The following is a 24,354-nucleotide window of genomic DNA, read 5'->3' on the forward strand; positions in this document are numbered from 1 at the left end:
AAACTCATAGCAGACCGCCAATTTTCCTGTAAAATAGGTCCTTGAAACTCTACAACACCCTCACGCGCCACAAAGATGAACTCCAGCCGCTCGATGGGCAGACGGTTCGCATGTACACCTGCGGGCTGACGGTTATTCGCAGCCGCACATCGGCAATTGGGTCGGCTATATCTATTGGGATGTGTTGGTGCGACTATTACGCTGGCAATATATTCCAGTTGTCCGAACACAAAATATCACCGACGTTGGGCATTTGACCAGCGATGATGATAATGGCGAGGACAAGATGGAGAAGGGGGCGCGCCGCGAGGGCGTCATACCATCAGGACGTCGCTCACTCATTAGTAACAACATTATACACTATATTGTTAATACTGTCAATGCTTATGCCGTAGCTAACAGGGGAGTAGGACTATGGCTTTGATGGTACTTAACTTAACACCCTAACCACAACAATTTGCCTTAAAGACTTCAAGCGGGGTTAAGCCGCCTAGACGCTTTCTGGGCCTGTTGTTCAATAGATTTTCTAGGTCTAATATACATTGAGCCGTAAGCTTTTTGAAGTCAGTGCCTTTAGGATAAAAATCTCTAATTAGCCCATTAAAGTTTTCATTCCTGCCGCGCTGACTGGATTTATACGGGTCAGCAAAGTAAATATCTACAGCCAGTGTTTTCTCAGTGGCACGCCAGCTGCTAAACTCAGCCCCATTGTCGTAAGTAATGGTGGCAACATTACTTTTGCCAAAGACTCTTTCAATATCCACCTTGGTTTGTTTGGTAATACTGGCGGCATTGTAGCCAATAACTAAACTAATAGAGCCTAATCCGGACTTATAACGGTAGATGGCCATGTGGGATACGGGGCGAAGCCCCATATTTCCTGTCCAGCCATCGTTATCTTTAAGAGTTTGATCTGCCAGTAGGGCATCTATTCGCAGGGAGATTTGTTCCGGTGACCATCGTAACTTGAGTTTAGCCTTGATATATGCCAGTGTCCGGGCATATATTGGTTCAGTCAGTTTCTTGCTAGCCCTGCAGACGCCCGAATGGCGTTTAGTAGCATATTCTCGGGGCTAGTTTAGCACTGTAGCTATATAGCTTGCTATGTAGCCTCTGGCGCCTTTTAACACCCTCTTTAGCCTTACGAATGGTACTAACCATAACTTGGCCGCGGTACTTGCGGCTATCTAGGCTGGCAATGGCCGGTATATTAACACGCTGTCTATTCTTATCCCGTTTTCGACCCGGCAGTCTTTGTATTTGCTCCTCAATAAAGCTATTAACCTCACTGAGAGATAGTACTGGTTGAGCGTCCAAGCGACTTGGCAATGGCAGTGTATGATTCACCATTCTTTAACCTATTGACTTTCCAAAAATCCATTAAACCACGGGACTAAAATTGAAACGTGTCTTTATTAAGCTCATCCTTTGCAGTTGAGGTGTTAATGGAGGATGGCGGTTGCTAAAATTATAAAAAGTGGTAAAACTACTTGACGAAATCAGAGAGAGTACTATAAACACCGGATCAGTAATTATTCTAATAAGAAAGTGTAGGTTTAGTTGAATTGTTATTCATCAATTTAGACCATACGACAGACAGACTTCCGATGCTCATCCTGGTGCAGAATTTGAAACGACCGCAGTAGCGTTTGATGTATATGATGAGAAAGATAGTTTGCTGGATAACAATAGGAAATCCCACCAGTCGGGTTATATGGTGCTGTTCCGACTGGGTATTGCTGGTGAAAAATTAGATGAAGATACTATTGGTATCGGCGAGAATGCTCGTTATGGAGCGCTCGTTGAAAATGGTTGTCTGACGCCGTTGCGCTTAGACGCTGTTAAGGGGTATACTGCATCTTCGCTAAACCGGTTAGTGTCAGTTGTCATGCTAGACGATAACGATCCTGGCTACAGCGAAGTTCTTGACGAAGTAGATCGTTTTCTTGATCAGTGCGGTTCGAAAGAATCAGAGAATAGCAAGCGTTGTTGTTCCGTAAAAGGTCGTGCTACACTGGAGGCATGGCATTTTCTTCTTGGCGCCAATTTGTTGAGCATGAAGCCGAGCAGCCGTACTTTCGCCGGCTGATGAATCGGGTAGACGCCGAACGCAAAGTTAAAGACGTATACCCGCTCAGACCAGACATGTTCTCATGTTTTGCTCAGTGTCCGCTTGAAACGACAAAAGTCGTAATCATTGGGCAGGACCCGTATCATGGGCCAGGGCAGGCGCATGGCATGTGTTTTTCGGTGCGACCGGGTGTGCCGGTGCCGCCGAGTTTGCAGAATATTTTTAAAGAACTGCATGATGATTTGGGGTGCGATATTCCTAAGAGCGGTTTTTTAGAAGAGTGGGCGAAGCGCGGCGTGTTGCTTATGAACACGTCATGGAGCGTTGAACGCGGCAAGCCGGCAAGCCACGCTGGTCTTGGTTGGATGGAATTCTCTGAACACCTCTTAGAATTTTTGAATGAATTTGAACAGCCATTAGTGTTTCTGCTGTGGGGTGCGCATGCCCAAAAAGTGGGGCAGAAAATCACTAATCCGCGCCATCTAAAAATTGCGAGCCCGCATCCGTCGCCATTTTCCGCCGACCGCGGTTTCTTCGGCAGCCGGCCGTTCTCGCGGGCTAATGAGTTTTTAGAGAAAACCGGCCGCGGCGCGGTTGATTGGCAAATCCGCGAACGCGAATAAGAAACCCTTACTTATCGTTGTCTTTGTTATCTTTTTTTGCAGCTTTAGTTTTCGCAGAAGCCTTTTTGGTTGATTGCTGATCATCGTTAGTGGCTTTAGCCTTGGCGATTTTTTTTGCATTCTTTTTCTTCGCCTTATTTGCTAACTGAACGCGATGTGCTTCTGCGGCAGCCTGGCGAGCCTTGAATCGATCGACGCGGCCTTCGGTATCAATAATCTTTTCCTCGCCTGTGAAGAATGGGTGCGAAGCCGATGAAATATGGACTTTAACAAGCGGATAGGTTTTACCGTCTTTCCACTTGATTGTTTCTGTTGTTTGCGCCGTTGAACGAGTCAAGAACGCGAAGCCTGCTTGTTCGTCGCTAAATACGACCAGGCGATAGTCTTGTGGGTGAATACTGCTTTTCATAGCTGTCTATTCTACCAAATAACTCAGTAAAATACAACCGTTTAACCGTTCGTATTCATGATATTATTTATAATAATAGGAATAGGCATAAAGTAAATGAAATGTAAGACATGAGCAAATCGTGCCTGCGCCTAGCAAGCATGAAACATTTTTACAATCATGAATAACAACAAAATAAAAACTCCTCATGATTTTCCAAGCTACTTGACGGGTGACGTCAAGATTGTGACGCCTGCGCAAGAACAGCTCAATGAGTTGCAGTGGCGAGTAGAAATGGTTCGGTCTGAATCTGATACGATCAAGGAGCTGTATAATGAGGTAGCTGAGCAACAAAATTCAACACCGGAAACTACAAACGAAGCGGTAGATAGTATCGTGGCGGATGTAGTGATGGATGGTGCAAAAAGTATAGAGTCTGGCGCAAAGGAAGCGGCGATCGCTGCGGTAATAGCAGAGGTTAGCCTCCCGGGAGACCAGCCGAAAACCGCTGAACAGCTAGAGGCTATTGCAGCCGCTAATATAGATAGCACAGAAGCCGTTGTTAGTGTAGTAGAGCAGGCCGGCGTGGATACTGATGAGGTAGCGCGGGAACTGCAAGAAAAAGAGCATGAAAGAAAAATAAAGCCGGAACTTTTTTCGGATGGAGTACAGCTGATAGATAGAAAGCTGGTAGTAAAGACTTACGATGGATACGTAGGAGGCTACGACCATAAGCTGTATAAGGAATATTATAAAGAAGCTCAAGATTTAATGGCTATTCCCGAGGAGCAGCGGCTTGGCACAGAGATTATTGATGAATTTGGCGAAGCGAGGTGCCCGATCATAGACATAGAGTTATTAGATGAAGAAGACGTCAAGGATGTCCAAGAGCAAGTAAATTTAAGAAAGAGCGGATTTAATAAGATTGAAGAGTCTCTCTTGCAAGTTGGTAGTAACAGCGAGCACGATATTGATGGTGAGCTAGCTCACCAAGTGGCGGATATAGCACTAAAACACGATATTATTAGACCTGACAGTCAAGGAAAACTGACGACTATAGCAGATCTGTATATTTCCGAGACGGATGTTCGCCAGATGCAGCAGATAGACAAAATGGTGCACGATCTCACTGGTGGTGATTACTGATACCATGGCAATTATGTAGACACGGCTGCCAAAAGAGCTATAGGACTAACTGAATTTAATTTATTGTGCTCGGGGACGGTGATGGTTTACTCGGGCGATTATATAGCAGTCACGGAAAGTGGCGGACTTTTGCCTCGATCTATGAGGGAAGGTAATGGCGCACAAAAGGAAGGCAGCTCATCTGGAGGACTCATTCATTTTACCGGTGATAGCACGCGTTGCTTCTATGGCGATAGTTGTTTTGGCATTACAATTGATGATGTAGTGAAAAAGACGCCATATTTATTCTACGAGCCGGGTATCGTTATTGATAACAACGGACAAGGCCACTCAAACGATCGGGCAGGTGCTGCACAAGAAAGATGTGGCACGTGGCAGCAAGGAATGTACGGTACATCGCAAAGGATGAGCAAGGTTGTGCTAGGCAAGCATGGCGGAAGAATGCCGGAATTTGTCCAGGCGCGGTTAGACTCGGCGGCGACGCGTGCAGCAGAAGGACTCGCTGGAGCTGATATAGGTATAGGCGAGAGAAATAACTTTTCGTTTGCGGCATCAGAAGACAAAGAAACAGCGGCTAACTATACATATGAACTTGGCGATGATTTATTTGCAATCTGTAGGATGGAGGATGATGGAAATGTGCGTGCTCATGTAGATACAGAGACTGTTTTTATGCCGGTGTCGTATAAACAAGTTAATTTTTTAGAGAAAAGCAGGGAATTGAATGAAGTAGGCATGGGCAAGTACGAGTTTACGTTAGAGAATCTTGATAAGTTTAACAAGGGCGCTGTTGTATTTTGGGCGGAAGAAATAGCTGAAAAGGCTGGTTTTTCGGAGGAGGCATTTAGTCGTTTGGTGCAGTATGGGAAATTAGATTTGGGTTACTCTAGTTTGGGAGAGATTTATGTCGGAGTTTGGCGCGCAAAAATACCTAACATTACTATCAGAGACGTAGATGATGGTATAAGAGACATTGTTGTTGATAGAGTTCAGGCGTTGCCAGGAGAGCAGAGAGACAAGCTTCTTAATAGATGTTACTTAAAGTTTATGTTGCAGGGATCTTTGGATGAGTCTTTCCCGTTTTCCGAAGACGAGCTTATTCATGCGCATGAGCGTGTGGAGGCGCGTAAAAAACAGGACGAGAACCAAGATGTTCCAAAAAAAGGATTTCCTGATGGGTTTGACGGCGGTATGGCGTTTTAGCTTATCGTATTGAAGATTGAATTTTAGCGGCGTAGACGCTAGGGCGAAACAGCAGGGCGCCAACAGTACTCTTTAGCAACTATATTGACAATTAAACAATAATCTGCTAGTATACAAGCATAACAATCTAGTAAAACAAACACAATCAAAAAAGGTCTTTTATAATCATGAGAAACTTCAACCGATTTCCAGCCGCTAATGCATCGTGGAGTGCGGGGACAGAACAATTAGCAGCTTCTTCGGGGGCACACTTTGACAGTGTTCCGAATGCTTTTGGCACTGGTAGAGCTGGGCAGTCTGAGCAAGTTGGATCATTTCCATCATTTAGCCGAGAGCCGGCGACGTCATGGGGAAACGGGTCGTTTAATAATGCCCCGCAGCCATCAACTGTAGATCGGCCAGCCTCTTTTGGATTTGGATCGCCACGCGGCGCTGTATAGGGCAGCCTGGTAACTTTGTAGGGCAGCAGGCTCCGGCTGAATCAAATGATGGATTTGCAGCAAGAGTCGCAAGTGCTATAGATGGAGCTGCTGACAGAATGGGGGGCTATCCGTGGAAGTAAAGCATTCCAATTTGCAGAAAGACACAGTAATACTGTTGCGGCTGTAGGGAGTGTGATTGATACGGTTGGGGATGTGTCGCAAGCAGTGAGAGGGTATAGTGCGCAAGATATCTACGAGAATCGGGAGCAGCTAGCGAGTCGTGGTATCGCGGCGGCTGGCGATATGCTCCGTGAAGGCGGCAAGGCTGCTGTAAGAGAAGCGGCTAGTACACTTGGAGAGAAATATGGTATAGATGTTGAGAACCGCAGAGTTACGAGCAAGCGTAAGTTGGGAATGGGAGTTCTCCGCGTAGTAACAGGGGTGGGGATACAGCATGATCTAATGACATCCGCGGCTGCTGGAGTCCGTGCTGGCGCTGGTGCGGCTAAGGAGGCGGCTGTTCGCCACGCTACGGCACCTTCTTCTGAAAGAGGATGGTAAAACGATCCGACTCCAATAGCGGTGGCTTTTCTAGCTATTGATAAAAATTGTGCACATGGTATAATAAAAAAGTAACTAAATTTTAACGACACAACCCGCCAAAACTCCATATCGTGGCGGGTGAGGCAAAGGAGTAATAGATATGACCGTGCAGGTAGATATCAAAGCTTTGTTTGAAGCTGGCGTCCATTTTGGGCACAAAACAAGCCGGTGGCATCCAAAGATGGCACCATATATTCATAGTAAGCGGCAAGGGTCGCACATTATTGACTTAACAAAAACGGTTGAAGCGCTTGATAAAGCGTTGCCGTTTTTGACGAAAGTCGCAGCGACAGGTAAGCCGATCTTGTTTGTTGGTACGAAGAAGCAGGCAAAAGCGATCGCAAAGGCTGCTGCCGAGCAGACTGGTATGCCGTATGTTACTGAACGTTGGATCGGCGGTATGCTGACGAACGTCGCAACAACAAACGCCCAGGTGAAAAAACTTAAGGATTTAGAACGCCGCATGGCGTCGGGCGATTTAGAAAAGCGCTACAACAAGCTGGAAGTCCAGCGTTTTCAGGAAGAGATTGATAGCCTGAATCTGAAGTATGACGGCATCAAGAATATGAACGGACGCCCGGCAGCGCTTGTCGTGTTTGATGTTCTCACTGATGCGAATGCGATCAACGAAGCGCGCAACCTCAATATTCCGGTGGTCGGTATTGTTGATACGAATGCCGATCCATCGCGTGTTGAATATCCGATTCCAGGCAATGATGATGCAATTAAGGGGCTGCAATTGCTTGCGGACTACTTTGTGCAGGCAATTGCCGAAGGCAAGAATAAAGAGAATTAGGAGGGCGTCGTGGCTGTAACGATTGAAGATATTAAGAAACTGAAGGAATTAACCGGCATCGGTTTGACAGACGCGAAAAAAGCGCTGGTTGAGGCAGAGGGCGATTTTGACAAAGCGCTTGAAGCGCTGCGCAAAAAAGGCTTGACCAAAGCAGAGAAAAAAGGCGACCGCGAAACGCGCGAAGGGTTGATTGAAAGCTATGTGCATTCGGGGCGGATCGGCGTGATCGTTGAGGTAAACTGCGAGACAGATTTTGTAGCGCGCTTGCCGGAATTTAAGGAGTTTGCTCATCAAATCGCTATGCAAATTGCGGCGATGGCGCCGAAATACGCTACAATGGACGATATTCCGAGCGACGTCTACGAAGCGAAAAAAACTGAATTGCTTGAAAGCGAAAGCCTAAAAAGCAAGCCAGAAGCTATGCGCGAGCAGATCGTCGACGGACAGCTTAAGAAGTACTTCGCTGAGCAAGTATTGGCTGAGCAGGCGTTTGTGCTTGACGATAGCAAAACGGTCGGCGAACTCATCAAAGAACAAATTGTGCTGCGCGGCGAGAATGTGCGCGTCAGCCAATTTAAGCGGATTGAGCTTGGCGTGACAGAATAACGACCTGTTAAGATTAAGATACCCCGTGATTTTACGCGGGGTATTTTGATATGATAGAGATATGCCGCGAAGCTTTGAGAGCAGCTTTAATTTCACTCCGAATCCGGAATGGATACCTGATGAACACGAGTCGGACAAAGACGACGTTGATTTGCGTCATGAAAGCGAGGTGTTTCTTGACCATGAGCGGATTGATAATCATAAAGATGTTGATGATGAGTTGGCGCAGTTACGCGATCAACTGAGCGAAGATACAGACGGAATTATACATCTTGATATTCCGGCGTATCAATATGATTTTGCCAATAATCCGTTCGTTGGCATGTCGCCAGATCGCATCAAAACATACGAGATTTCGCGCTATATTGATATTGTATTTCTGCATAGATATATGTATCAAGATATAATTGTATGCGGTTTGCAGTCACGGAAATTTGTGTCGGAACGCGGGAGAGCCGCATTTGTTAAGAAAATAAAAGAGGCGGGCGGACTGCCATACACGATTGACCACAAAAAACCTTATGATATTGTCGGTATTCCCTTTATACCGTTTATGACATTTCATAGCACTGATGCGTTGTTTCGCTTATACCACACAATTGGACAGCGTGTGGCGGAGCGCCCGCATGTTCCGCTTGATATATGGCTGATTTACGATGCGCGGGCGTACCGCGAAGTTCCGTACCATGAAGACTTTCGTTCGGCGTATGTACTACGCGACGGATATAGCCGGCGAGCGTCGTTACTGGGAATTGCGCAAATAAATTAGTATACTAGAAGGAAATGGAGGTAACATGTTTAGTACGGACGAATATGAATTAAAAATGACAAGCGCGTTAGAGCATTTTGAAGCGGAACTTGCGAAGATTCGCACTGGTCGGGCGCACCCAAATATGCTTGATGGTATCAGAGTAGAGGCGTATGGTACGCTGATGCCGCTCAATCAGGTGGCAAACGTGACGGCGCCGGAAGCGCAATTGTTGCAGATTACGCCGTTTGATCCGAGTAATATTCAGGCGATTGCGGCGGCGATCCGCACCGATCAAAGTTTAGGATTTAATCCGAGCGATGACGGCCGCATTGTGCGCGTGCCTGTACCGGCACTCACCGAAGAGCGGCGCAAGCAACTCGTGAAGCAGGCGGGTGAAAAGGTTGAAGAGGCGCGGATTGCTCTGCGCAATGTTCGCCAGGAAGGTCTAAAAGAGGCGAAGCGTATGAAAGAAGCGAAAGAGTTGTCCGAAGACGATCTGAAAACGATTGAAAAAGAATTTGACCGTTTGATGAGCGAATTTCAAGACAAACTGGAAGCGACGTTCAAGGCAAAAGAAAAGGATATTTTGACAGTCTAAATGAGCGAGCGAGGCAGTACTCCGACACACGTCGGTTATATCGTTGACGGCAACCGGCGCTGGGCAAGAGCGCGCGGGCTTGCTTCGCAAACGGGGCACGAGGCCGGGTACGAGAAAGTCAAAGACATCGTGCTTGATACAATCGACCGCGGCGTGCCGTACGTGAGCGCGTATATATTTAGCACCGAAAATTGGCACCGAAGCGGTCCGGAAGTAAAATATCTGATGGATTTGGTCGTGAAATTGCTATCGGAAGACTTGCCGGTTTTCGTTGAGCGCGGTATACGGCTGCGTGTAGCAGGAACGCGCATACGCTTAAGCCGGCGCGTCAAGAAGGCAATTGATAAGGCAGAAGCAGCGACGAAAGACTTAACAAATGGTACGGTCATTTTATCGTTCAACTATGGCGGGCACCAAGAGATTATTGATGCAGTGAATCGGTTGCGCAAAACATTGTCGGCGCAGAAAAAAGTTACGGCGCAAATTTTCGAGCAGTTCTTATATACGCCTGATGTGCCGCCGTGCGACTTGATCGTGCGAACAAGCGGCGAGCAGCGCTTAAGCAACTTTATGCTATGGCGCAGCGCTTACAGCGAGCTGATCTTTATTAAAAAAGCTTGGCCCGACATGACAAAGCGCGACGTAACCGCTATACTAAAAGAATACGCAAAACGATCACGACGATTTGGAGGATAAATGAATTTAGTGTGGGGTATTGTGATAGGAGTTATTGCACTCACGATTTTGGTGGTGTTGCACGAATTAGGGCATGCGCTGGTGGCGCGCCGGAACGGCGTGCGCGTTGAGGAATTTGGTATCGGATTTCCGCCGGCGGCGTACAAAAAGAAAGTAAAGAAAAGTTTTTTGGGCAAAAACGTAGTATACAGCGTGAATTGGCTGCCCCTTGGCGGGTTTGTGAAATTACAGGGCGAACATGACGATGATAAAAAACCTGGCGATTACGGTGCGGCGACGTTTTGGCAGAAAACAAAAATTTTGCTCGCTGGCGTAGCGATGAATTGGCTGACTGCGGCAGTATTGCTGATGCTATTGGCATGGTTTGGCCTGCCGCAGCTTGTTCCGCATCAGTTTACCGTGGCGGGCGATACGCGTGTCGTCTATAATCCCGTTGTGCTTGCGAGTATTGAGAAAGACTTGCCGGCAGAGAGCGCGGGGCTGAAGTCGGGCGATGCGGTTATTTCCGTGAACGGCGAAAAAATTGAGACGAGCGCGCAGCTTTCAGAGGTGGCTGCGACGCATAAGGGCGAGATGGTGCGTGTGGCGTATAAACGCGATGGCGCGGAACGGGTAGCGCACGTAGCGCTTCGCAACACGAATGACGACAAGCGCGGTTATTTGGGCGCCGGCTTGTCGCAGGAGCGATTTACGCAATCAACATGGTCGGCGCCGATTGTCGGCATTGGCGTGACAGCGCAGCTGACGGGAATCACGCTGCAAGGATTGGGGCAGGTGATCGGCGATGGCGTGTCTGGCTTAGTTATGAAACTGATGCCAAACGACTCGGCGCAAAAACAGGCAAATCAAAAACTAAGTTCGGCGAGCCAAAGCGTCGGCGGTCCCTTGAGTATATTTGGTATCCTGTTTCCAGCGGCGGAGCGCGCGGGTGTGCGTTATGTCGTGATGATGACAGCGCTTATTTCGCTCACGCTTGCTGTGATGAATATACTACCGATCCCAGCGCTTGACGGCGGGCGATGGTTTGTGACGGCGGCGTTTCGACTATTGAAAAAACCGCTCACCAAAGAGCGCGAAGAAAAAATTCACGGCACAGGATTTTTAGTGCTTCTGCTCCTGGTTGTGTTTGTAACGGTGTCGGATGTGGCGAAATTATTATGAAAGTAGTACTAAAAAGACCGCACCTTACATTTAATAAAAAGCAATGGATTGGCGTATTGGCATGGATTGGCGGTGTAGTTGCTGCGTATGTTGTAGCGGCGTATCTGTCGAGCGGATTGTTCTGGGCGCTATTAAAAATCGGCGCTTTGCCGTTTGCAAACCAGACGGTGTTAACGTTAGCGCAGCGCGTCGTGGTGTATATGATTATTGTTGCGTTTTTGCTTGCGGGCGCTTGGCGGCTGCAGCAGGCTCTCTCGCGCCGCGATATGGGATTATGGCGGCTGCTTGATTGGCGTGATATCGGGCTAAGTATTGTCGGGGTATTTGCGTATCTCGTATTGACTGTTCTGCTACTCGCGATTGCGCGGTCAGTTCCGGGGTTTGATATCAACCAGGCGCAGGATACGGGGCTCGGCAAGCTATATTCGTATGATTTATTAATGGCGTTTTTAGTGCTTGTTATCGCGACGCCATTTTTCGAGGAATTACTGTTTCGTGGTATATTGTACGGACGGCTGCGTTCGCTGCGATTGCCCTGGTGGCTGGCGGCAATAATTATAAGCGCATTGTTTGGAGCGGCGCATATGCAGTGGAACGTTGCGGTTGATGTATTTGCTCTAAGCCTGGTAATGTGCGTATTGCGCGAGAAAACTGAAAGCATTTGGGCGGGATTTTTAGTGCATGTTATCAAAAATTTCGTTGCATTTTATGTTGTGTTTGTAGCGGCGTGATATGCAGAGAGGCTAGGCAAGCGCTAGAGAACAGGGTACAATACAGAATATGCGATTATCGAAAAATTTCACTAGAACAACAAAACAAGCGCCTGCCGATGAGGTGGCACGCAATGCGCAGCTGCTGATTCGTGCCGGCTTTGTCTTTAAGACGATGGCCGGCGTGTACTCGTATACGCCGCTTGGTCTACGTGTACTTGAAAACATCAAGCAAATTGTGCGCGAGGAAATGAATGCGATCGGCAGCCAAGAGTTAATCATGAGTACGTTGCAGCGCAAAGAGTTATGGCAGGAGACTGGACGATGGAGTGATGAGTTGGTTGATGTGTGGTTTAAGTCTACCTTGCAAGATGGCACGGACGTTGGGTTTGGTTGGACGCATGAAGAGCCGATCGTTGAATTGCTGCGGAGTTATTTAAAAAGCTATAAGGATTTGCCGATCAGTGTGTATCAATTCCAGAATAAACTGCGCAACGAGCTGCGCGCCAAAAGCGGTATCATGCGCGGGCGCGAGTTTATTATGAAAGATATGTATTCAGTGCATGCGGCGAAAGAAGATCTAGATGCGTACTACGACCAAGTGATTGAAGCGTACAAGCGGTGCTATGATCGGTTTGGCATCGGTGATGATACGTATGTGACGTTTGCCAGCGGCGGCGCCTTTACAAAATTTAGCCACGAATTTCAGACAATTTGCGAGGCGGGAGAGGACTACATTTACTTGCATCGCGGTAAGAATATTGCGGTGAACGAGGAAGTGCTGGACGACGCTGTGAAAGAGCTTGGCATTAAGCGTAATGAGCTAGAAAAAGTCAAGACGGCGGAAGTCGGTAATATCTTTAACTTTGGCACGCAAAAATCCGAAGAGATGAATCTCGTTTTCACAGGCAGCGATGGCGTGCAGCACTATGCGTATATGGGTAGCTACGGCATTGGTATTACGCGCGTGATGGGCGTGATTGTTGAAAAATTTGCTGACGAAAAAGGATTAATTTGGCCGGAGAATATCGCACCGGCGCGAGTCTACCTGGTGCAAATTGGCGAGAAATCGCGCGCTGCAGCTGACGAGCTGTATGAGACGCTCGGGGCGCAAGGCGTTGAGGTTCTATACGACGAACGCGATGAACGTCCGGGCGTTAAATTTGCCGACGCCGAGTTGATGGGTATCCCGCTGCGCGTGACGGTAAGCGATCGTTTGCTTGATGGTAAAAAATGGGAAGTTGCTATGCGCGCAAGCGGCGAACGGCAGCTCTTGACGACAGACGAACTGCTTGCTACACTGAAGTAATCTTATCAAGACGGCTCGAAACTGCGAGAAAACAACACTAGTCAGATAGATTAGGTCTTCTCTTGGCGAGGTCTGTAAATAGGAGGTAATAAGTATGAAGAAAACGTATCAGATTACACAAGCGGGACGCAACGAGCTAGAGGCGGAATTGGCGGATCTGAAAGGCCGCCGCGGCGAAATTGCCGATAAAATTGCTGAAGCGCGCGAGTACGGCGATTTAAGTGAAAACGCCGAGTACGATAGCGCCCGCGAGGAGCAGGGACTCGTAGAAACACGTATCGCTGAAATTGAAGATATTTTGCAAAACGCCGAGGAAATCAAGAGCGGCGCGAACCATACGGTGTGTCTTGGCAGCCGCGTGGCAATTGAAGCGAACGGCAAGACAATGGAGTATTCGGTGGTTGGACCGGTCGAGGCTGATCCGATCAGCGGTAAAATTAGCGATGAATCGCCGCTTGGCGCTGCGTTGATGGGCAAATCGGTCGGTGAAACCGCAACAATCACGACGCCAAAAGGCGAGACGGTGTATACGGTTAAATCAATCGCGTAAGTTCCCGAGCAATAGATAAAACATAAGCGGTCGCTTATGGTGCTGTGCGGCCGTTTTTATGCGGGCGAATAGCTAATCTGCTATACTAAAGATAATTATGGCGACACTACAAGATTATCGAAATGAACGGTTGCGGAAATTAGCTGCGCTACGCGAGCTAGGCGTTGATCCGTATCCGGCGCACGCTGAGCGGACGCATACTTGCGCCGAAGTAGTTGAAAAATTTGACGAGCTAATAGGGCAGACGGTCAGCGTGGCGGGGCGGATCGTGTCAATTCGCAGCTTTGGCAAATTAGCGTTTATTAAATTGCGCGATGCGAGCGGCGATGTGCAGTTGTATTTGCAAAAAGATGATGTGGCAGGGTTGGATGCAAGCCGCGGCGTACTGGGCATGAAGCAGCTAAAATTACTTGATACTGGCGATTTCGTTCAGGCAACAGGGGAAATGGTGGTCACGAAAACCGGCGAAAAGTCGGTAGGCGTGCATGAATTACGATTGTTAACAAAATCTTTGCGCCCGATGCCGGAGAAACTTGACAATAAAGAAGAGCGATTTCGTCGCCGCTATGTTGATATGAATGTTAATCCCGAAGTGCGCCAGCGCTTCATTCGCCGCAGCAAATTTTGGCAGGCAACGCGCGATTATCTCAATCAGCACGGCTTTACCGAGGTGAATGTGCCGGTATTAGAGCACACTACCGGCGGCGCTGACGCCAACCCGTTTGTGACCCATATGGACGCGCTGGACGACCAGCAGTTTTACTTGCGTATTAGCCATGAATTGCCCCTCAAGCGTTTGATTGGCGCCGGTTTTGAGAAAGTCTACGATCTCGGTCCGCGCTTTCGCAATGAGAACTACAGCGACGAGCACTTGCCGGAGCACATCGCCATGGAGTGGTACGCTGCCTATTGGGACTGGCGGCAGGGCATGCGCTTTATGGAGAATATGTACAAGGATGTGCTGCAAAAAACTTTCGGCACGTTACACTTTCGGCTTGGCGAGTTTGAGGTTGATATGAGCGGCAAATGGGATGTCTGGGATTATGCTGAGGTGATCGCTCAGCATTACGGAATCGATGTGTATCATACGACAATTGACGAAGTGGCGGCGAAGTTGAAGGAGCATAGTCTCGAGGTCGAAAAGACCGATTCCATCCCGCGCGGCATTGACAAACTTTGGAAAAATATTCGTAAAAGTGTGGCGGGGCCAGTCTGGCTGGTTAATACGCCGAAGTTTATCTCGCCGTTATCTAAAGCAAACCCAGACAACCCACAGTCGGTGGAGCGCTTTCAGCCAATTATCGCTGGCAGCGAGCTAGGCAATGGTTTTTCGGAATTAAACGACCCGATCGACCAGTTGAACCGCTTCGTCGAGCAGCAGCGAATGCGCGACGCTGGCGACGACGAGGCAATGATGTTAGACATTGATTATGTGGAGATGCTGGAATACGGTATGCCGCCGGCGTGCGGCTGGGGCTGGAGCGAGCGTGTGTTTTGGATCTTTGAAGGTGTAACAGCTCGCGAGGGTGTACCGTTCCCACAGCTGCGCCATGAGATTGACGAGGTGACCAAGGCGATTTATTCAGAAGCAGAATTACAGTGAGTGTATGTAAGTTACAATTCGCGGCAGTCTCCTTTTGATGTTACTGCCCTCGGTTCCAAAAGGCCATTGAATCGCGGCTTTATGATGAATACCCTAATATTGATTATCCTTGGGGAATATTCATCGCTAGAAAAAATCATGAGCAGGAGAAAAATATGTTGATTCTAGCAACAAAATCAAGCACGAAACGTAGTTTGATGGATAGAAACGGATTAGAGTATATAGCTATGCCGGCTGATGTTGATGAGTGTTCTATCGAAAATGCCCACCCCAGTCTAAACGCTAAAGAAACGGTAATATTGCTGGCGCGAGCAAAAGCCAAAAAGTTATCTTTAGTGTATCCTAATGAGTTTATCATTGCTGCTGATACATTTGGAGTTTTACCAGATGGGTCGCGGTTGCATAAGGCTAAAACTACAGAAGAAACGATGAAGATGTGTTTAAGCCAATCTGGCCAAACAGTCACAATTTATACGGTCATATGCGTTGCTCATCGGAGTAAATTTCATACGGACACTACCGAAACGAAAATAACTTATACGAATTTTGGTAGAACAACACTAGAAAAGTTTGGGCACGTGTGGCAGGCTCAGTTCGGCGTAATGCGGCACTCGGTTTCCATGTTGATGCGCCCGGATTCACGCTAGTTGAGAGGATAGAAGGGTCGTATTTGGGCGCACTTGGCTTGCCGCTTGACAAGGTGCGATTATTGTTGCACCAAGTCGGTTATAAAAATATTGATTATACTTGAGAGTGGAAGCTGAAGTGAGATTCTGATAAGGATTTGTTAGACATAGAGCTAATTGATAATTATCGATTTAATTAAAAGGAGTAATCATGACCAAATCTATAATTTGTAAAGACGTCTTTGGTAGTCAATATACCGTGCCGGTCAACGAGCTAAATATTCGCGTTGGCGTGTATGCTGTTATTATCGAAAATGGCAAAATTTTGTTGACGCGTCAGTGGGACGGCTACAGCTTAATTGGCGGCGGCGTTGAAAAAGGCGAAACAATTGAAGAGGCTATTATTCGCGAAGTCAAAGAAGAGACTGGGCTTGCCATGATGCCAGATAAAATTATCCATCAGGCGACGACCTTTTTTAAGCGTAACGCCGAGTCAAAAGCTAATCAATCGATTCAGCTTTATTTTACACACAGCCAGTTACGCGGCGAAATCAGTAACGACAGAATTACCGCGAGCGAAAAAACTTACACGCACGGTACGCCGGAATGGGTAGATTTGAGTGAAATTGATAAAATTAATTTCCGTCACAGCGTGAGTCTGACGACGATTTTACGGGCATATGGTGAGAAGTAAGGAGGTCAGCTTCGGGTACATTAAGTCAGAAGGGATTGATGGCGCATGCGAGGCGGAGGTTCGTAGACAGTTGGAACAACAAGATTTAGAGCTTATTTGGACAAAAGACGTTTTCATGAGTTATCTAAATCTACGCGAACATCAACCAATCTTATTTGATATCAGGGACGATTTGAACGATATTTGGAAAATTCAGGGCGCTGCTCGTTTGATCGGCACAACGGTGCGAACTATGGGCGTATTGGGAATTGAAGCAATTGATAGACTGATGGATGTTAAGTTGTCAATTCGTGATCAATTTGCTCTACCCTGTGAATTCGACCGCGAAAAACAAATGAGTTACCCTAATTACATGCATGCCGCTGACGACCGTGAGCAAGTTGAGCAAGACGTTAAAATACTCGTCCCTGAAGAATTACCAATCGTACAGCAATACAACGGTGTTAATCGATTGACGAAGCGGGTGTGGTAGTTAATAATTAACTTAAATGAACAATATAATTTATTTCGCTACCTCAAATTCGCAAAAATTCGCCAGCCTGAAAAATCTTCTCGTACCACTAGGGGTTGATCTACGGCAGCTAGAGTACGACTTCGACGAGGGGCGCGACTTGGATATCCGCAAAATTACTGAAGCGAAGCTCATACAAGCTAAGCACGCTTTTCCAGGCAAGCGATTAGTAGTCGACGACCGCGGCTTTTTCATTCCGGCGCTGGGCGGTTTTCCGGGTCCATTCGTTAAATTGCTATTGGACAGCTTTAGCTATAAAGGTTTAATTAAGCTCATGGCAGGTGAAACCGATCGCCGGGCAGTATTTTCGTTTGGGCTCGGTTATTTCGACGGCGAAAGCGACACGATTCTAACAGCGGACGAGGTCGGATTTATCACCGATGAGCCGCGCGGCGATAACTTGCACGGCTGGACGGAGCTATTGTATGTATACGGTTATGATACTTTTCCAGGCAGGAGTTTGGCAGAGTTGGATGACGATGAATGGCAGGAATATTTAGCGTCAATTGAAGAGGCCGACGTGTTTGCAAAACTGCGAGATTCTTTAGTAAAGAAGTCGTGATGAAACCGTCGCCGCCCAAAGTCCATATGCGCGGTACTCGAAAAGTCTGGCAGTAAATCGCTTTGCGTCTTAAATAAAACTAAAAACTAATCTAAACTTCGCTAATTTTTAGCAGCGATTTAATTGCTTGGCGCTGATCCATTTTTTTGGTAGGCTTCGTTGATATTATCAAGCGTGGTCGCGTAAGTGAAAACTCGCCCAGGATTGATATCGCCTTTGAGTACAGCATCAAGCAGTAATGGCGCATATGCTCGTGTCGGGGCCGGACCGCCATGGATGCCAACTGTACCAAAGAAAATTTTCTCAAACGGGATTGTTACGTTGTGCGGTATTCCGACAGTCCCGACCGTAGCGCCAGGACGGGCAATATTGATAGCTGTCTGCATTGAAGCATCGCTACCAACACATTCTAATACTGCATCAACGCCGACACCTTCATCGGTTAGGTCCTTTACGCTGGCTTCTCCAGCTTCGCCGCGCTCAGGTATAACGTCGGTGGCGCCAAATTCGCGGCCCAGGGCTTGGCGATCGTCGTGCCGGCTCATTAAAATAATCCGTTTAGCCCCCAGCATTTTAGATGCTATCACGCCGCATAGTCCTACTGCGCCGTCGCCGACGACCGCTACGGTGTCGCCTGGCTTAACGCGTGCCATAACCGCGGCATGATAGCCGGTTCCCATGACGTCGCTAACGGTGAGGATAGAGGCGAGCTGCTCGTCGGAGTAATTGCCGTCGGGGATTTTATACAGTGACCCATCGGCAAGCGGTACATACGAATATTCGCTTTGTCCGGTGTGATACCAATCGCCATGCAGACAGTTAGTCTGGCGCCCAGCGCGGCAATTCGCGCATGTACCGTCGCTTAGCCCAAACGGGATAATGACGAAATCGCCTGGTTTGAAATTTTTGACGTTTTCGCCGACTTGATCGACGACGCCAATGCCTTCATGCCCGACTTGACTACCGCTCGGCATTTCGCTGATGCCGCGGTAAAACCACAGGTCGCTGCCGCACACGCACGCCCGCACCACTCGGATGATAGCGTCGGTCGGTTGTTGTATCGTTGGCTTGTCAATGTTTTCGCATACGACTAAGCCTGGTTGTTTGAAAATTGCTGCTTTCATAGTATCCTCCCATCTTCTGTATCTATTATAACGCTTATGGTAAAAATTAACGTATGCAAAGATTGTTTTTTAGAGATGATGTGTTTTGATCTGTTATTTGGTTGGCTGATCATTCAATAGTATACTTAAGCATATGAAGCGGGTGATCTTCGGTGGTATTATCATGGTAGTGTTTGTACTGTTGGGCGCGAGTTGCGCGATAGCGGCGCACGGCAATACGCGCGATACAAACAACTTTACGATTACGAATTATGACGTACGGTTAGAGCTGGGGCGCGACCGCAATAATCATTCAACACTCAAAACGACCGAAACGATTACTGCAGATTTTCCGCCGGACCAAAACCACGGTATCACGCGCCAATTTGTGAAGAAATACGATGGGCATGCGACGAATTTTACATTAGAGTCGGTGAAAGACGAACGTGGCGTTGATCTTGAATATCATCAGAATGGCAACACGCTTCGCGTCGGCAATAAAAACGCGTATGTCAGCGGCACAAAAACATACGTTATCACTTACACGCAGCGCGACGTTACACGATACTATAGCGATACGCAAAAAGACGAATTCTATTGGAATGCAATTGGAGTAGACTCTCCCGTACCAGTGGCGTCGGCAACAGTGACACTCAAACTGGACGCAGCACTTGCTGGCAAAGCAAAAACAAATATACAGTGCTATTATGGTGCGCTGCAAGCAAAAAATACATGCGAATCGACAATCTCAGGCTTGGAGTATTCGCTGCACGCGAATAACCTCGGGCAGTATCAGGGTGTGACGATCGCGCTTGGATTTGAGCCGGGAACGTTCGCCGCGTACCAGCCGTCGCTGCGCGAGCGGCTGCCAAATATTATTTTGACCGGAATGGCAGCCATGTTCGGCGTGGGTATTGTCGTACTAGCATTTTGTTCGCGCAAGTGGAAAAAGAAATTTGCTGAAGAATTGGCACAGGCGGCCGCGATCCGGCGCCAGCCGGTTGCGCCGGAATATGTCCCACCCGCCGATCGCTCGGTTGTTGAGTCGATAGCAGTTTTAGGGTGGCATAATTTCGGTAAGGCGCTGTCGGCGCAAGTGGTTGACTGGGCGGTGCGCCACATTATTGAAATTCGTCAGACAGGCACGGGCAAGCATGATTATATGTTTGTGGTAAAAAAATCGTTCGCCGGCACAACCAAACATGAACGAACTCTTGCTGCGTCAATATTCGGCAATGATTTGGCCGTAGGAACGGAGCGGACATTTAGGCAAATTAAGCAGAAAAGCTACTCTGTATCGTCGCGGTTCTTGTCGTTATGCCGTAGAATAAAGCGGGGTGAATTATTCTTGTACAGCCGCAAAGAGGTGTCGTTTTATACAGCGTGGCTGTCCGCATCATTGGCGTTTGTTGTTGCGATATTCCTCATAATACTATGGCTATCGGGTGACGATGCTGAAGGCGGGAATATTTCGCCTCTTGCGGCTATAGCATGTGCTGGTGCTGCTATTCTAAACGTTGCTATTGCAGCTATTATGTCGCGCTGCGCGCAGAATCGGCTGAGCGTGCAGGGCGAAGAATTAAAACGCTATTTGCGGGGGCTAAAACTGTATATTAATGCCGCCGAAGCCGACCAACTGCGTATGCTGCAAAGTCCGGAAGGGGCGGACAAAGTGGGCGACGTAGCGAGCGATAACGGCGCGCTTGTGCGGTTATACGAACGCTGCTTGCCGTACGCGATCATTTTTGGCTGCGAACGAGAGTGGAATAAGCGGCTTGGGCAGTTGTACGAAGAGTCGAACGAGTCGCCAGATTGGATAACGGCAGACGACGTATCACTTGGCGTAAGTATCGCAATTCTTTCTCAATTGACATCGGATTTTTCGGAAATTGGCGCAAGCAGTATGGTCAGCAGCGTTAGCTCGTCGTCAAGCTTCGGCGGTTCATCGGGCGGTGGATTTGCTGGCGGCGGCGGTGGAGGAGGCGGCGTCGGCGGCTGGTGATCTTGCCGGCTGCACGTAATGAGAGAAACTCGAGCTAAAAGGTGACGGTGCCGGTAGCCTAGAACAACAAAAATACACTGTTGCTTGACTTTTTATAATACTATGTATAACATAGAACTAACGAAGACAATCTTCGGATGATAACGAAAGGAGTATGCATGGATCAAAATGCAGATTCTAGCGGCGCAATCAATCAGCCGCCGCAGCCAACCAAAAGCGCAGAAGGCTACGCCGATCAACTCGCGACGCAGTTGCGCAAAGGATTTTTGGCGTATTGCGTGCTTGTGATTTGCGCGCAGCAGCCGCACTATACAGGCGATCTCATCAAGCGGTTACATCAAGCAGAGCTTGTCGTAGTGGAAGGGACAATTTATCCGCTCCTTGGGCGGCTGCAGCGTGATGGCTTGTTGCGCTACGATTGGCAGGAAAGCGAACAGGGGCCGCCGCGCAAATATTATGCCCTCACAGAGTATGGACAACACGTCATGATTGAACTAAAACAGCGTGTCAAGACGCTAAATTCGACGCTAAAAACGCTAGAGAAAGGAGCGAAGTCGTGAAAGAAGTTACCAGAATGCACTTGGCGAAAACGCCGTACAGCGTAGAAATCGATGCGAAAAAAGCACTTGAAAAGTATTTAGCTGCAATCGAAAAAACAATGCAAGCCGAGCCGGAGGCAATGCGGGAAATTGAGGCGCGCATGGTTGAGCTGCTAGCGGAGCGCGGCGTCGCAAAAGATGGTGTTATTTCGCTTGATGACGTCAATGCGTTGAAAACGCAGATGGGCGATCCAAAAGAATTCTCGGAAAACGGCGAAACGCGCGAGTCATCGGACGAAGCCGCAGAATCTCCAAATGATACGCGCCATAAGCCGCCGAAACGCCTCATGCGCGATACGCAGCAGGGTATGCTCGGCGGCGTATGCAGCGGCTTGGCGGCATATTTTGGTATTGATGTTGTGCTCGTGCGGCTTATCGCGGTCGGATTATTGTTTGTGTCGTTTGGCACAGCAGTGCTTGTCTATATTATATTGTGGCTCGTGGTTCCCGAAGCGAAAACAGCAGCCGATAAATTACAGATGCGCGGTGAACCAGTTACGTTGGACAGTTTGAAGAACTTTTCAATGGGCAAAATAGCGAGTCAGGATATTGCCGGCAATGGTAGCGAGATTGTGAGAAAATGTATCGGCATCACGACGGGTGTGATTGCATTAATAATGATGGCAGGCTTCCTGATTGCGCTTGTAGTCGGCGGTTGGTCTGGTTTCTCAATTATCGGGTTGCTCGATGGCTTTACGGCGCAGCCGTATGTATTAGGCATGCTGATATCGCTGATCATCGGCGGTATAGCACTCGTGCTGCTGTGCGGTTTGTTTGCAACGATGGCGTTGACATGGCGCACGCGCCGGCCAGTAGTACTGGGTATGCTGGCGGCGTTGATCATCGGTTCGCTCGCGATTTCAAGTACAGCGATCTTCGGACTACAAGCGAGTACGGAATTACCGCGCGACGTAAAACGCTTAACAAGAGTAGTAAAATTAGATTTGCCAGATATGACGAGCGTAAAATCTATCAGAATGAAAGATGACGCTATGCATCTTAGCTTGCAGTATAAAAAATCAAGCGAACCGACGCGCGCCGAACTGCACTACATGGATCTGAAAGGCGCGGAAAAGCCAGAAGTCAAATTTGATCGACGAGGCGACGTATTGTACGTTGATGTCAGTCATAAATACAGTGGCCGGTGCGTAAATGGCTCTGCTGGCGCAGCATTTTTGCTTGGCTCGCGCACCGGCATGCTGTGCGGCAGCGGCTTTAATTGGGCGCGTGTTGTGTTCTATGGCCCGGTCGATATTATTACGGGTGATACGAATCAATTTGAACTTGCCGAGTAACTTGGTTATAATACGTGAAATGAAGAGGCAGTTTTAGTTGTGGCGTGGTGGCAAGCGATCATCCTGGGAATTGTTGAAGGCATTACGGAGTTTTTGCCGGTCTCTTCAACGGGCCATTTAACGATTGTCGAAAAGCTAATGGGCATGAACCTGAACGATGCAAGCTTAACGGCGTTTACTGCGGTGATACAGATTGGTGCGATTGCTGCCGCGGTCGTGTACTTTTGGAGCGATATTTGGCGCGTGCTGAGTGCATGGTGGCGCGGTTTATGGTGGGGGCGTGCTCGGCGTAAATTTGATTATGCGTATGGCTGGGCGATTATCATTGGCTCGGTGCCGATTGCAGTTGTTGGTCTAGCATTCAAGGATGAGATTGAGACGGTACTGCGCAGCCTGTGGTTCGTCGCATTTGCGCTGATTGGCTGGAGCGTTGTGATGTGGCTGGCAGATGTGTATGGTAAAACAAAGCGTGCCGAGACTGACACAACGTGGCACGATACGTTGATTATTGGTGTAGCGCAATGTCTCGCGTTGATTCCTGGCGTGAGCCGTTCTGGCGCGACGATTTCCGCTGGCTTGCTGCGTGGTTTTGATCGTGTAGCGGTAACAAAACTAAGTTTCTTTCTTGGTATTCCAGCGCTTATAGCGGCGGGTGCGCTGCAAGCAGTTACTGAGCACAAACATATCGCTGCTGGCGTGGGGTGGGGAAACACGCTGCTTGCGACGGCTGTATCAGCTGTTGTTGGTTATGCTGTCATTGCGTGGCTGCTGAAATATGTTGCTCATAATAATTTCTCGGCGTTTATTTGGTATCGCGTGGCACTTGGAGGATTAGTGGTTGTATTGCTCGCGCGCGGCGTGATATCTGCGGTATAGCTAAAATCAAACAAGATCTAGAATCATAATAAACTAAAAACAGGGTCAACTGCTGTGGTTGTTGACCCTGTTTTGGCTAGCGCTAAGTTTTAGTTATTGTTACCAGCAATATTTTCGCTATTCTCAGCAATCTCGCCGAGCAGGATGTCGACTTCGTCGGAGACAATATCTGCAAAGTCCGGTACGTTTGTTTGCAGCCATTGCACGATTTCACTATCGCCTGCATCTCTCATTGAGGCAAGCTCATGCGCCTGTTCAGGCGATAACTCGTAAGCGATTTCGTCAAATACTCGCGTATCAAGCGTTTCCTCAAAGTGTTCGGAGAGGGAAGCGAAAGCTTCGTCGCTTAGGTTAATTCCTAGATTTGTGAGAACTGTTTTGCTAAGTACTGGCATAAGAATATCCTTTTCTGGTTATTTATAGGTTGATAGGTGGGTGTGGCTAATTAAGTATCATTACGTCTACGGTTTTGCTCCTCTTTGTTAGCGTGTGTTTTGCGGCTACTCTTCTTCCTGGAGCGCTCCACGGACCGCTTTTTGATAGAGGTCAGCTCGTGCAGCGGTTTGTTCTTGCATCGTTTGCTCTTGACGATCAGCTTCTTCCCACGCTTCTGATCGTGTTTGCGCTGTTTGCTCCAATGAGGCTTTTTCTAGTTTGGGGCTTTTTAATCGTTTTTCGTATAGCGCGATGTTATCTTTAATTGCCGCCACTCTGTCCTTTGCCGCTTGCAGCTCCTCCGTCTTCTCTGCGGGTGACCATACACCGAGTGCCACTCCATTTTTGTCAACCTTTCCTCCATTAGTGAGCTCATCTACCTCAGCCTGTGCTTTCACCAAAGACTCTTTCAGTT

The 24,354-nt window shown here is 48.1% G+C and carries 29 protein-coding genes and 1 pseudogene; 24 read left to right on the forward strand and 6 right to left on the reverse strand.

Annotated features, from left to right (window positions below; genetic code table 11):
* Positions 1-41: 41 nt before the first annotated feature.
* Positions 42-257 (forward strand): hypothetical protein, encoded by a 216-nt coding sequence (locus tag SEML1_RS00975; protein ID WP_376754194.1) that lies wholly within the window; start codon positions 42-44, stop codon positions 255-257.
* Between the two features lie 186 nt (positions 258-443).
* On the opposite strand, the gene SEML1_RS00980 is transcribed toward SEML1_RS00975, so the two are convergent.
* The gene (locus SEML1_RS00980) at positions 444-851 is read right to left on the reverse strand and encodes an IS30 family transposase (RefSeq protein ID WP_376754195.1); all 408 of its coding nucleotides are present in this window, start codon (positions 849-851) and stop codon (positions 444-446) included.
* Positions 852-1,285: 434 nt separating this feature from the next.
* On the reverse strand, positions 1,286-1,381 hold the full coding sequence (locus SEML1_RS00985; RefSeq protein WP_376754196.1) for a helix-turn-helix domain-containing protein: 96 nt from the start codon (positions 1,379-1,381) through the stop codon (positions 1,286-1,288).
* Between the two features lie 333 nt (positions 1,382-1,714).
* Here SEML1_RS00985 and SEML1_RS00990 point away from each other — a divergent pair, with 333 nt between their 5' ends.
* Both SEML1_RS00990 and SEML1_RS00995 read left to right on the forward strand, forming a co-directional pair.
* Complete coding sequence (locus SEML1_RS00990; RefSeq protein ID WP_376754197.1) at positions 1,715-2,089, forward strand: hypothetical protein; 375 nt, start codon at positions 1,715-1,717, stop codon at positions 2,087-2,089.
* A complete protein-coding gene (locus SEML1_RS00995) occupies positions 2,023-2,694 on the forward strand; it encodes a uracil-DNA glycosylase (protein ID WP_376754198.1) in 672 nt (223 codons plus the stop codon). The genes SEML1_RS00990 and SEML1_RS00995 overlap by 67 nt, the downstream gene beginning before the upstream one ends.
* Before the next feature lie 7 nt (positions 2,695-2,701).
* Here SEML1_RS00995 and SEML1_RS01000 read toward each other — a convergent pair whose 3' ends face one another.
* On the reverse strand, positions 2,702-3,103 hold the full coding sequence (locus SEML1_RS01000) for a type B 50S ribosomal protein L31 (RefSeq protein WP_376754199.1): 402 nt from the start codon (positions 3,101-3,103) through the stop codon (positions 2,702-2,704).
* 159 nt (positions 3,104-3,262) lie between these two features.
* Here SEML1_RS01000 and SEML1_RS01005 point away from each other — a divergent pair, with 159 nt between their 5' ends.
* The 17 genes from SEML1_RS01005 (at position 3,263) to SEML1_RS01085 (ending at position 17,629) form a co-directional block, all read left to right on the forward strand.
* Entirely contained in the window at positions 3,263-4,228 is a 966-nt protein-coding gene (locus tag SEML1_RS01005) for a hypothetical protein (protein ID WP_376754200.1), read from the forward strand.
* Positions 4,229-4,369: 141 nt separating this feature from the next.
* On the forward strand, positions 4,370-5,431 hold the full coding sequence (locus tag SEML1_RS01010) for a hypothetical protein (RefSeq protein ID WP_376754201.1): 1,062 nt from the start codon (positions 4,370-4,372) through the stop codon (positions 5,429-5,431).
* Between the two features lie 614 nt (positions 5,432-6,045).
* Complete coding sequence (locus SEML1_RS01015; RefSeq protein WP_376754202.1) at positions 6,046-6,414, forward strand: hypothetical protein; 369 nt, start codon at positions 6,046-6,048, stop codon at positions 6,412-6,414.
* 142 nt (positions 6,415-6,556) lie between these two features.
* A complete protein-coding gene (rpsB, locus tag SEML1_RS01020; protein WP_376754203.1) occupies positions 6,557-7,252 on the forward strand; it encodes a 30S ribosomal protein S2 in 696 nt (231 codons plus the stop codon).
* Positions 7,253-7,261: 9 nt separating this feature from the next.
* Positions 7,262-7,858, forward strand: coding sequence for a translation elongation factor Ts (tsf, locus tag SEML1_RS01025; protein WP_376754204.1), 597 nt, complete (start codon positions 7,262-7,264; stop codon positions 7,856-7,858).
* A gap of 61 nt (positions 7,859-7,919) precedes the next feature.
* Positions 7,920-8,627, forward strand: a complete 708-nt coding sequence (locus tag SEML1_RS01030) for a hypothetical protein (RefSeq protein ID WP_376754205.1) — start codon at positions 7,920-7,922, stop codon at positions 8,625-8,627.
* Between the two features lie 25 nt (positions 8,628-8,652).
* Complete coding sequence (gene frr, locus SEML1_RS01035; protein WP_376754206.1) at positions 8,653-9,207, forward strand: ribosome recycling factor; 555 nt, start codon at positions 8,653-8,655, stop codon at positions 9,205-9,207.
* Positions 9,208-9,903 carry a polyprenyl diphosphate synthase gene (gene uppS, locus SEML1_RS01040; protein WP_376754207.1) on the forward strand — a complete coding sequence of 232 codons (696 nt, stop codon included), beginning with the start codon at positions 9,208-9,210 and terminating at the stop codon, positions 9,901-9,903.
* A complete protein-coding gene (locus tag SEML1_RS01045; RefSeq protein ID WP_376754208.1) occupies positions 9,904-11,064 on the forward strand; it encodes a M50 family metallopeptidase in 1,161 nt (386 codons plus the stop codon).
* Positions 11,061-11,795: a CPBP family intramembrane glutamic endopeptidase gene (locus SEML1_RS01050; protein ID WP_376754209.1), complete on the forward strand. Its 735-nt coding sequence runs from the start codon at positions 11,061-11,063 to the stop codon at positions 11,793-11,795. The genes SEML1_RS01045 and SEML1_RS01050 overlap by 4 nt, the downstream gene beginning before the upstream one ends.
* Positions 11,796-11,844: 49 nt before the next feature.
* Positions 11,845-13,083 carry a proline--tRNA ligase gene (locus tag SEML1_RS01055; protein WP_376754210.1) on the forward strand — a complete coding sequence of 413 codons (1,239 nt, stop codon included), beginning with the start codon at positions 11,845-11,847 and terminating at the stop codon, positions 13,081-13,083.
* 94 nt (positions 13,084-13,177) lie between these two features.
* The gene (gene greA, locus SEML1_RS01060) at positions 13,178-13,633 is read left to right on the forward strand and encodes a transcription elongation factor GreA (protein WP_376754211.1); all 456 of its coding nucleotides are present in this window, start codon (positions 13,178-13,180) and stop codon (positions 13,631-13,633) included.
* Positions 13,634-13,730: 97 nt separating this feature from the next.
* A complete protein-coding gene (locus tag SEML1_RS01065; protein WP_376754212.1) occupies positions 13,731-15,236 on the forward strand; it encodes a lysine--tRNA ligase in 1,506 nt (501 codons plus the stop codon).
* A 155-nt stretch (positions 15,237-15,391) separates the two neighbouring features.
* Positions 15,392-15,883 carry a Maf family protein gene (locus SEML1_RS01070; RefSeq protein WP_376754213.1) on the forward strand — a complete coding sequence of 164 codons (492 nt, stop codon included), beginning with the start codon at positions 15,392-15,394 and terminating at the stop codon, positions 15,881-15,883.
* A 190-nt stretch (positions 15,884-16,073) separates the two neighbouring features.
* Positions 16,074-16,556: an NUDIX domain-containing protein gene (locus tag SEML1_RS01075; RefSeq protein ID WP_376754214.1), complete on the forward strand. Its 483-nt coding sequence runs from the start codon at positions 16,074-16,076 to the stop codon at positions 16,554-16,556.
* Positions 16,543-17,028, forward strand: a complete 486-nt coding sequence (locus tag SEML1_RS01080; protein WP_376754215.1) for a hypothetical protein — start codon at positions 16,543-16,545, stop codon at positions 17,026-17,028. Before SEML1_RS01075 ends, SEML1_RS01080 begins: the two co-directional genes overlap by 14 nt.
* 16 nt (positions 17,029-17,044) lie before the next feature.
* Positions 17,045-17,629 carry a non-canonical purine NTP pyrophosphatase gene (locus SEML1_RS01085; RefSeq protein ID WP_376754216.1) on the forward strand — a complete coding sequence of 195 codons (585 nt, stop codon included), beginning with the start codon at positions 17,045-17,047 and terminating at the stop codon, positions 17,627-17,629.
* Positions 17,630-17,720: 91 nt separating this feature from the next.
* Here the strand turns inward: SEML1_RS01085 and SEML1_RS01090 are convergent.
* Positions 17,721-18,753: pseudogene (locus tag SEML1_RS01090) on the reverse strand (zinc-dependent alcohol dehydrogenase family protein).
* A gap of 133 nt (positions 18,754-18,886) precedes the next feature.
* Between SEML1_RS01090 and SEML1_RS01095 the strand changes: the two are divergent.
* From SEML1_RS01095 to SEML1_RS01110, 4 genes are all read left to right on the forward strand, one after another.
* Positions 18,887-20,734: a DUF2207 domain-containing protein gene (locus tag SEML1_RS01095; RefSeq protein ID WP_376754217.1), complete on the forward strand. Its 1,848-nt coding sequence runs from the start codon at positions 18,887-18,889 to the stop codon at positions 20,732-20,734.
* Between the two features lie 158 nt (positions 20,735-20,892).
* Positions 20,893-21,294: a PadR family transcriptional regulator gene (locus tag SEML1_RS01100; RefSeq protein WP_376754218.1), complete on the forward strand. Its 402-nt coding sequence runs from the start codon at positions 20,893-20,895 to the stop codon at positions 21,292-21,294.
* Complete coding sequence (locus SEML1_RS01105) at positions 21,291-22,628, forward strand: PspC domain-containing protein (RefSeq protein WP_376754219.1); 1,338 nt, start codon at positions 21,291-21,293, stop codon at positions 22,626-22,628. The genes SEML1_RS01100 and SEML1_RS01105 overlap by 4 nt, the downstream gene beginning before the upstream one ends.
* A gap of 39 nt (positions 22,629-22,667) precedes the next feature.
* Positions 22,668-23,504, forward strand: coding sequence for an undecaprenyl-diphosphate phosphatase (locus SEML1_RS01110; protein WP_376754220.1), 837 nt, complete (start codon positions 22,668-22,670; stop codon positions 23,502-23,504).
* A gap of 89 nt (positions 23,505-23,593) precedes the next feature.
* Here the strand turns inward: SEML1_RS01110 and SEML1_RS01115 are convergent, their stop codons facing one another.
* On the reverse strand, positions 23,594-23,899 hold the full coding sequence (locus SEML1_RS01115; protein ID WP_146555271.1) for a DUF5663 domain-containing protein: 306 nt from the start codon (positions 23,897-23,899) through the stop codon (positions 23,594-23,596).
* A 105-nt stretch (positions 23,900-24,004) separates the two neighbouring features.
* On the reverse strand, positions 24,005-24,337 hold the full coding sequence (locus tag SEML1_RS01120) for a hypothetical protein (RefSeq protein ID WP_376754221.1): 333 nt from the start codon (positions 24,335-24,337) through the stop codon (positions 24,005-24,007).
* Between the last annotated feature and the right edge of the window lie 17 nt (positions 24,338-24,354).

Source organism: Candidatus Saccharimonadaceae bacterium ML1 (genome assembly GCA_030253535.1).
Lineage (GTDB): Bacteria > Patescibacteriota > Saccharimonadia > Saccharimonadales > Saccharimonadaceae > Saccharimonas > Saccharimonas epibionticum.

Bases quoted from the DNA above. Each gene is read 5' to 3' on its own strand.
- SEML1_RS00980 (WP_376754195.1), bottom strand. From the start codon at position 851: ATGGCCATCTACCGTTATAAGTCCGGATTAGGCTCTATTAGTTTAGTT.
- SEML1_RS00985 (WP_376754196.1), bottom strand. From the start codon at position 1,381: ATGGATTTTTGGAAAGTCAATAGGTTAAAGAATGGTGAATCATACACT.
- SEML1_RS00990 (WP_376754197.1), top strand. From the start codon at position 1,715: ATGGTGCTGTTCCGACTGGGTATTGCTGGTGAAAAATTAGATGAAGAT.
- SEML1_RS00995 (WP_376754198.1), top strand. From the start codon at position 2,023: ATGGCATTTTCTTCTTGGCGCCAATTTGTTGAGCATGAAGCCGAGCAG.
- SEML1_RS01000 (WP_376754199.1), bottom strand. From the start codon at position 3,103: ATGAAAAGCAGTATTCACCCACAAGACTATCGCCTGGTCGTATTTAGC.
- SEML1_RS01005 (WP_376754200.1), top strand. From the start codon at position 3,263: ATGAATAACAACAAAATAAAAACTCCTCATGATTTTCCAAGCTACTTG.
- SEML1_RS01010 (WP_376754201.1), top strand. From the start codon at position 4,370: ATGAGGGAAGGTAATGGCGCACAAAAGGAAGGCAGCTCATCTGGAGGA.
- rpsB (WP_376754203.1), top strand. From the start codon at position 6,557: ATGACCGTGCAGGTAGATATCAAAGCTTTGTTTGAAGCTGGCGTCCAT.
- SEML1_RS01030 (WP_376754205.1), top strand. From the start codon at position 7,920: ATGCCGCGAAGCTTTGAGAGCAGCTTTAATTTCACTCCGAATCCGGAA.
- frr (WP_376754206.1), top strand. From the start codon at position 8,653: ATGTTTAGTACGGACGAATATGAATTAAAAATGACAAGCGCGTTAGAG.
- uppS (WP_376754207.1), top strand. From the start codon at position 9,208: ATGAGCGAGCGAGGCAGTACTCCGACACACGTCGGTTATATCGTTGAC.
- SEML1_RS01045 (WP_376754208.1), top strand. From the start codon at position 9,904: ATGAATTTAGTGTGGGGTATTGTGATAGGAGTTATTGCACTCACGATT.
- SEML1_RS01050 (WP_376754209.1), top strand. From the start codon at position 11,061: ATGAAAGTAGTACTAAAAAGACCGCACCTTACATTTAATAAAAAGCAA.
- SEML1_RS01055 (WP_376754210.1), top strand. From the start codon at position 11,845: ATGCGATTATCGAAAAATTTCACTAGAACAACAAAACAAGCGCCTGCC.
- greA (WP_376754211.1), top strand. From the start codon at position 13,178: ATGAAGAAAACGTATCAGATTACACAAGCGGGACGCAACGAGCTAGAG.
- SEML1_RS01065 (WP_376754212.1), top strand. From the start codon at position 13,731: ATGGCGACACTACAAGATTATCGAAATGAACGGTTGCGGAAATTAGCT.
- SEML1_RS01070 (WP_376754213.1), top strand. From the start codon at position 15,392: ATGTTGATTCTAGCAACAAAATCAAGCACGAAACGTAGTTTGATGGAT.
- SEML1_RS01075 (WP_376754214.1), top strand. From the start codon at position 16,074: ATGACCAAATCTATAATTTGTAAAGACGTCTTTGGTAGTCAATATACC.
- SEML1_RS01080 (WP_376754215.1), top strand. From the start codon at position 16,543: ATGGTGAGAAGTAAGGAGGTCAGCTTCGGGTACATTAAGTCAGAAGGG.
- SEML1_RS01085 (WP_376754216.1), top strand. From the start codon at position 17,045: ATGAACAATATAATTTATTTCGCTACCTCAAATTCGCAAAAATTCGCC.
- SEML1_RS01095 (WP_376754217.1), top strand. From the start codon at position 18,887: ATGAAGCGGGTGATCTTCGGTGGTATTATCATGGTAGTGTTTGTACTG.
- SEML1_RS01100 (WP_376754218.1), top strand. From the start codon at position 20,893: ATGGATCAAAATGCAGATTCTAGCGGCGCAATCAATCAGCCGCCGCAG.
- SEML1_RS01115 (WP_146555271.1), bottom strand. From the start codon at position 23,899: ATGCCAGTACTTAGCAAAACAGTTCTCACAAATCTAGGAATTAACCTA.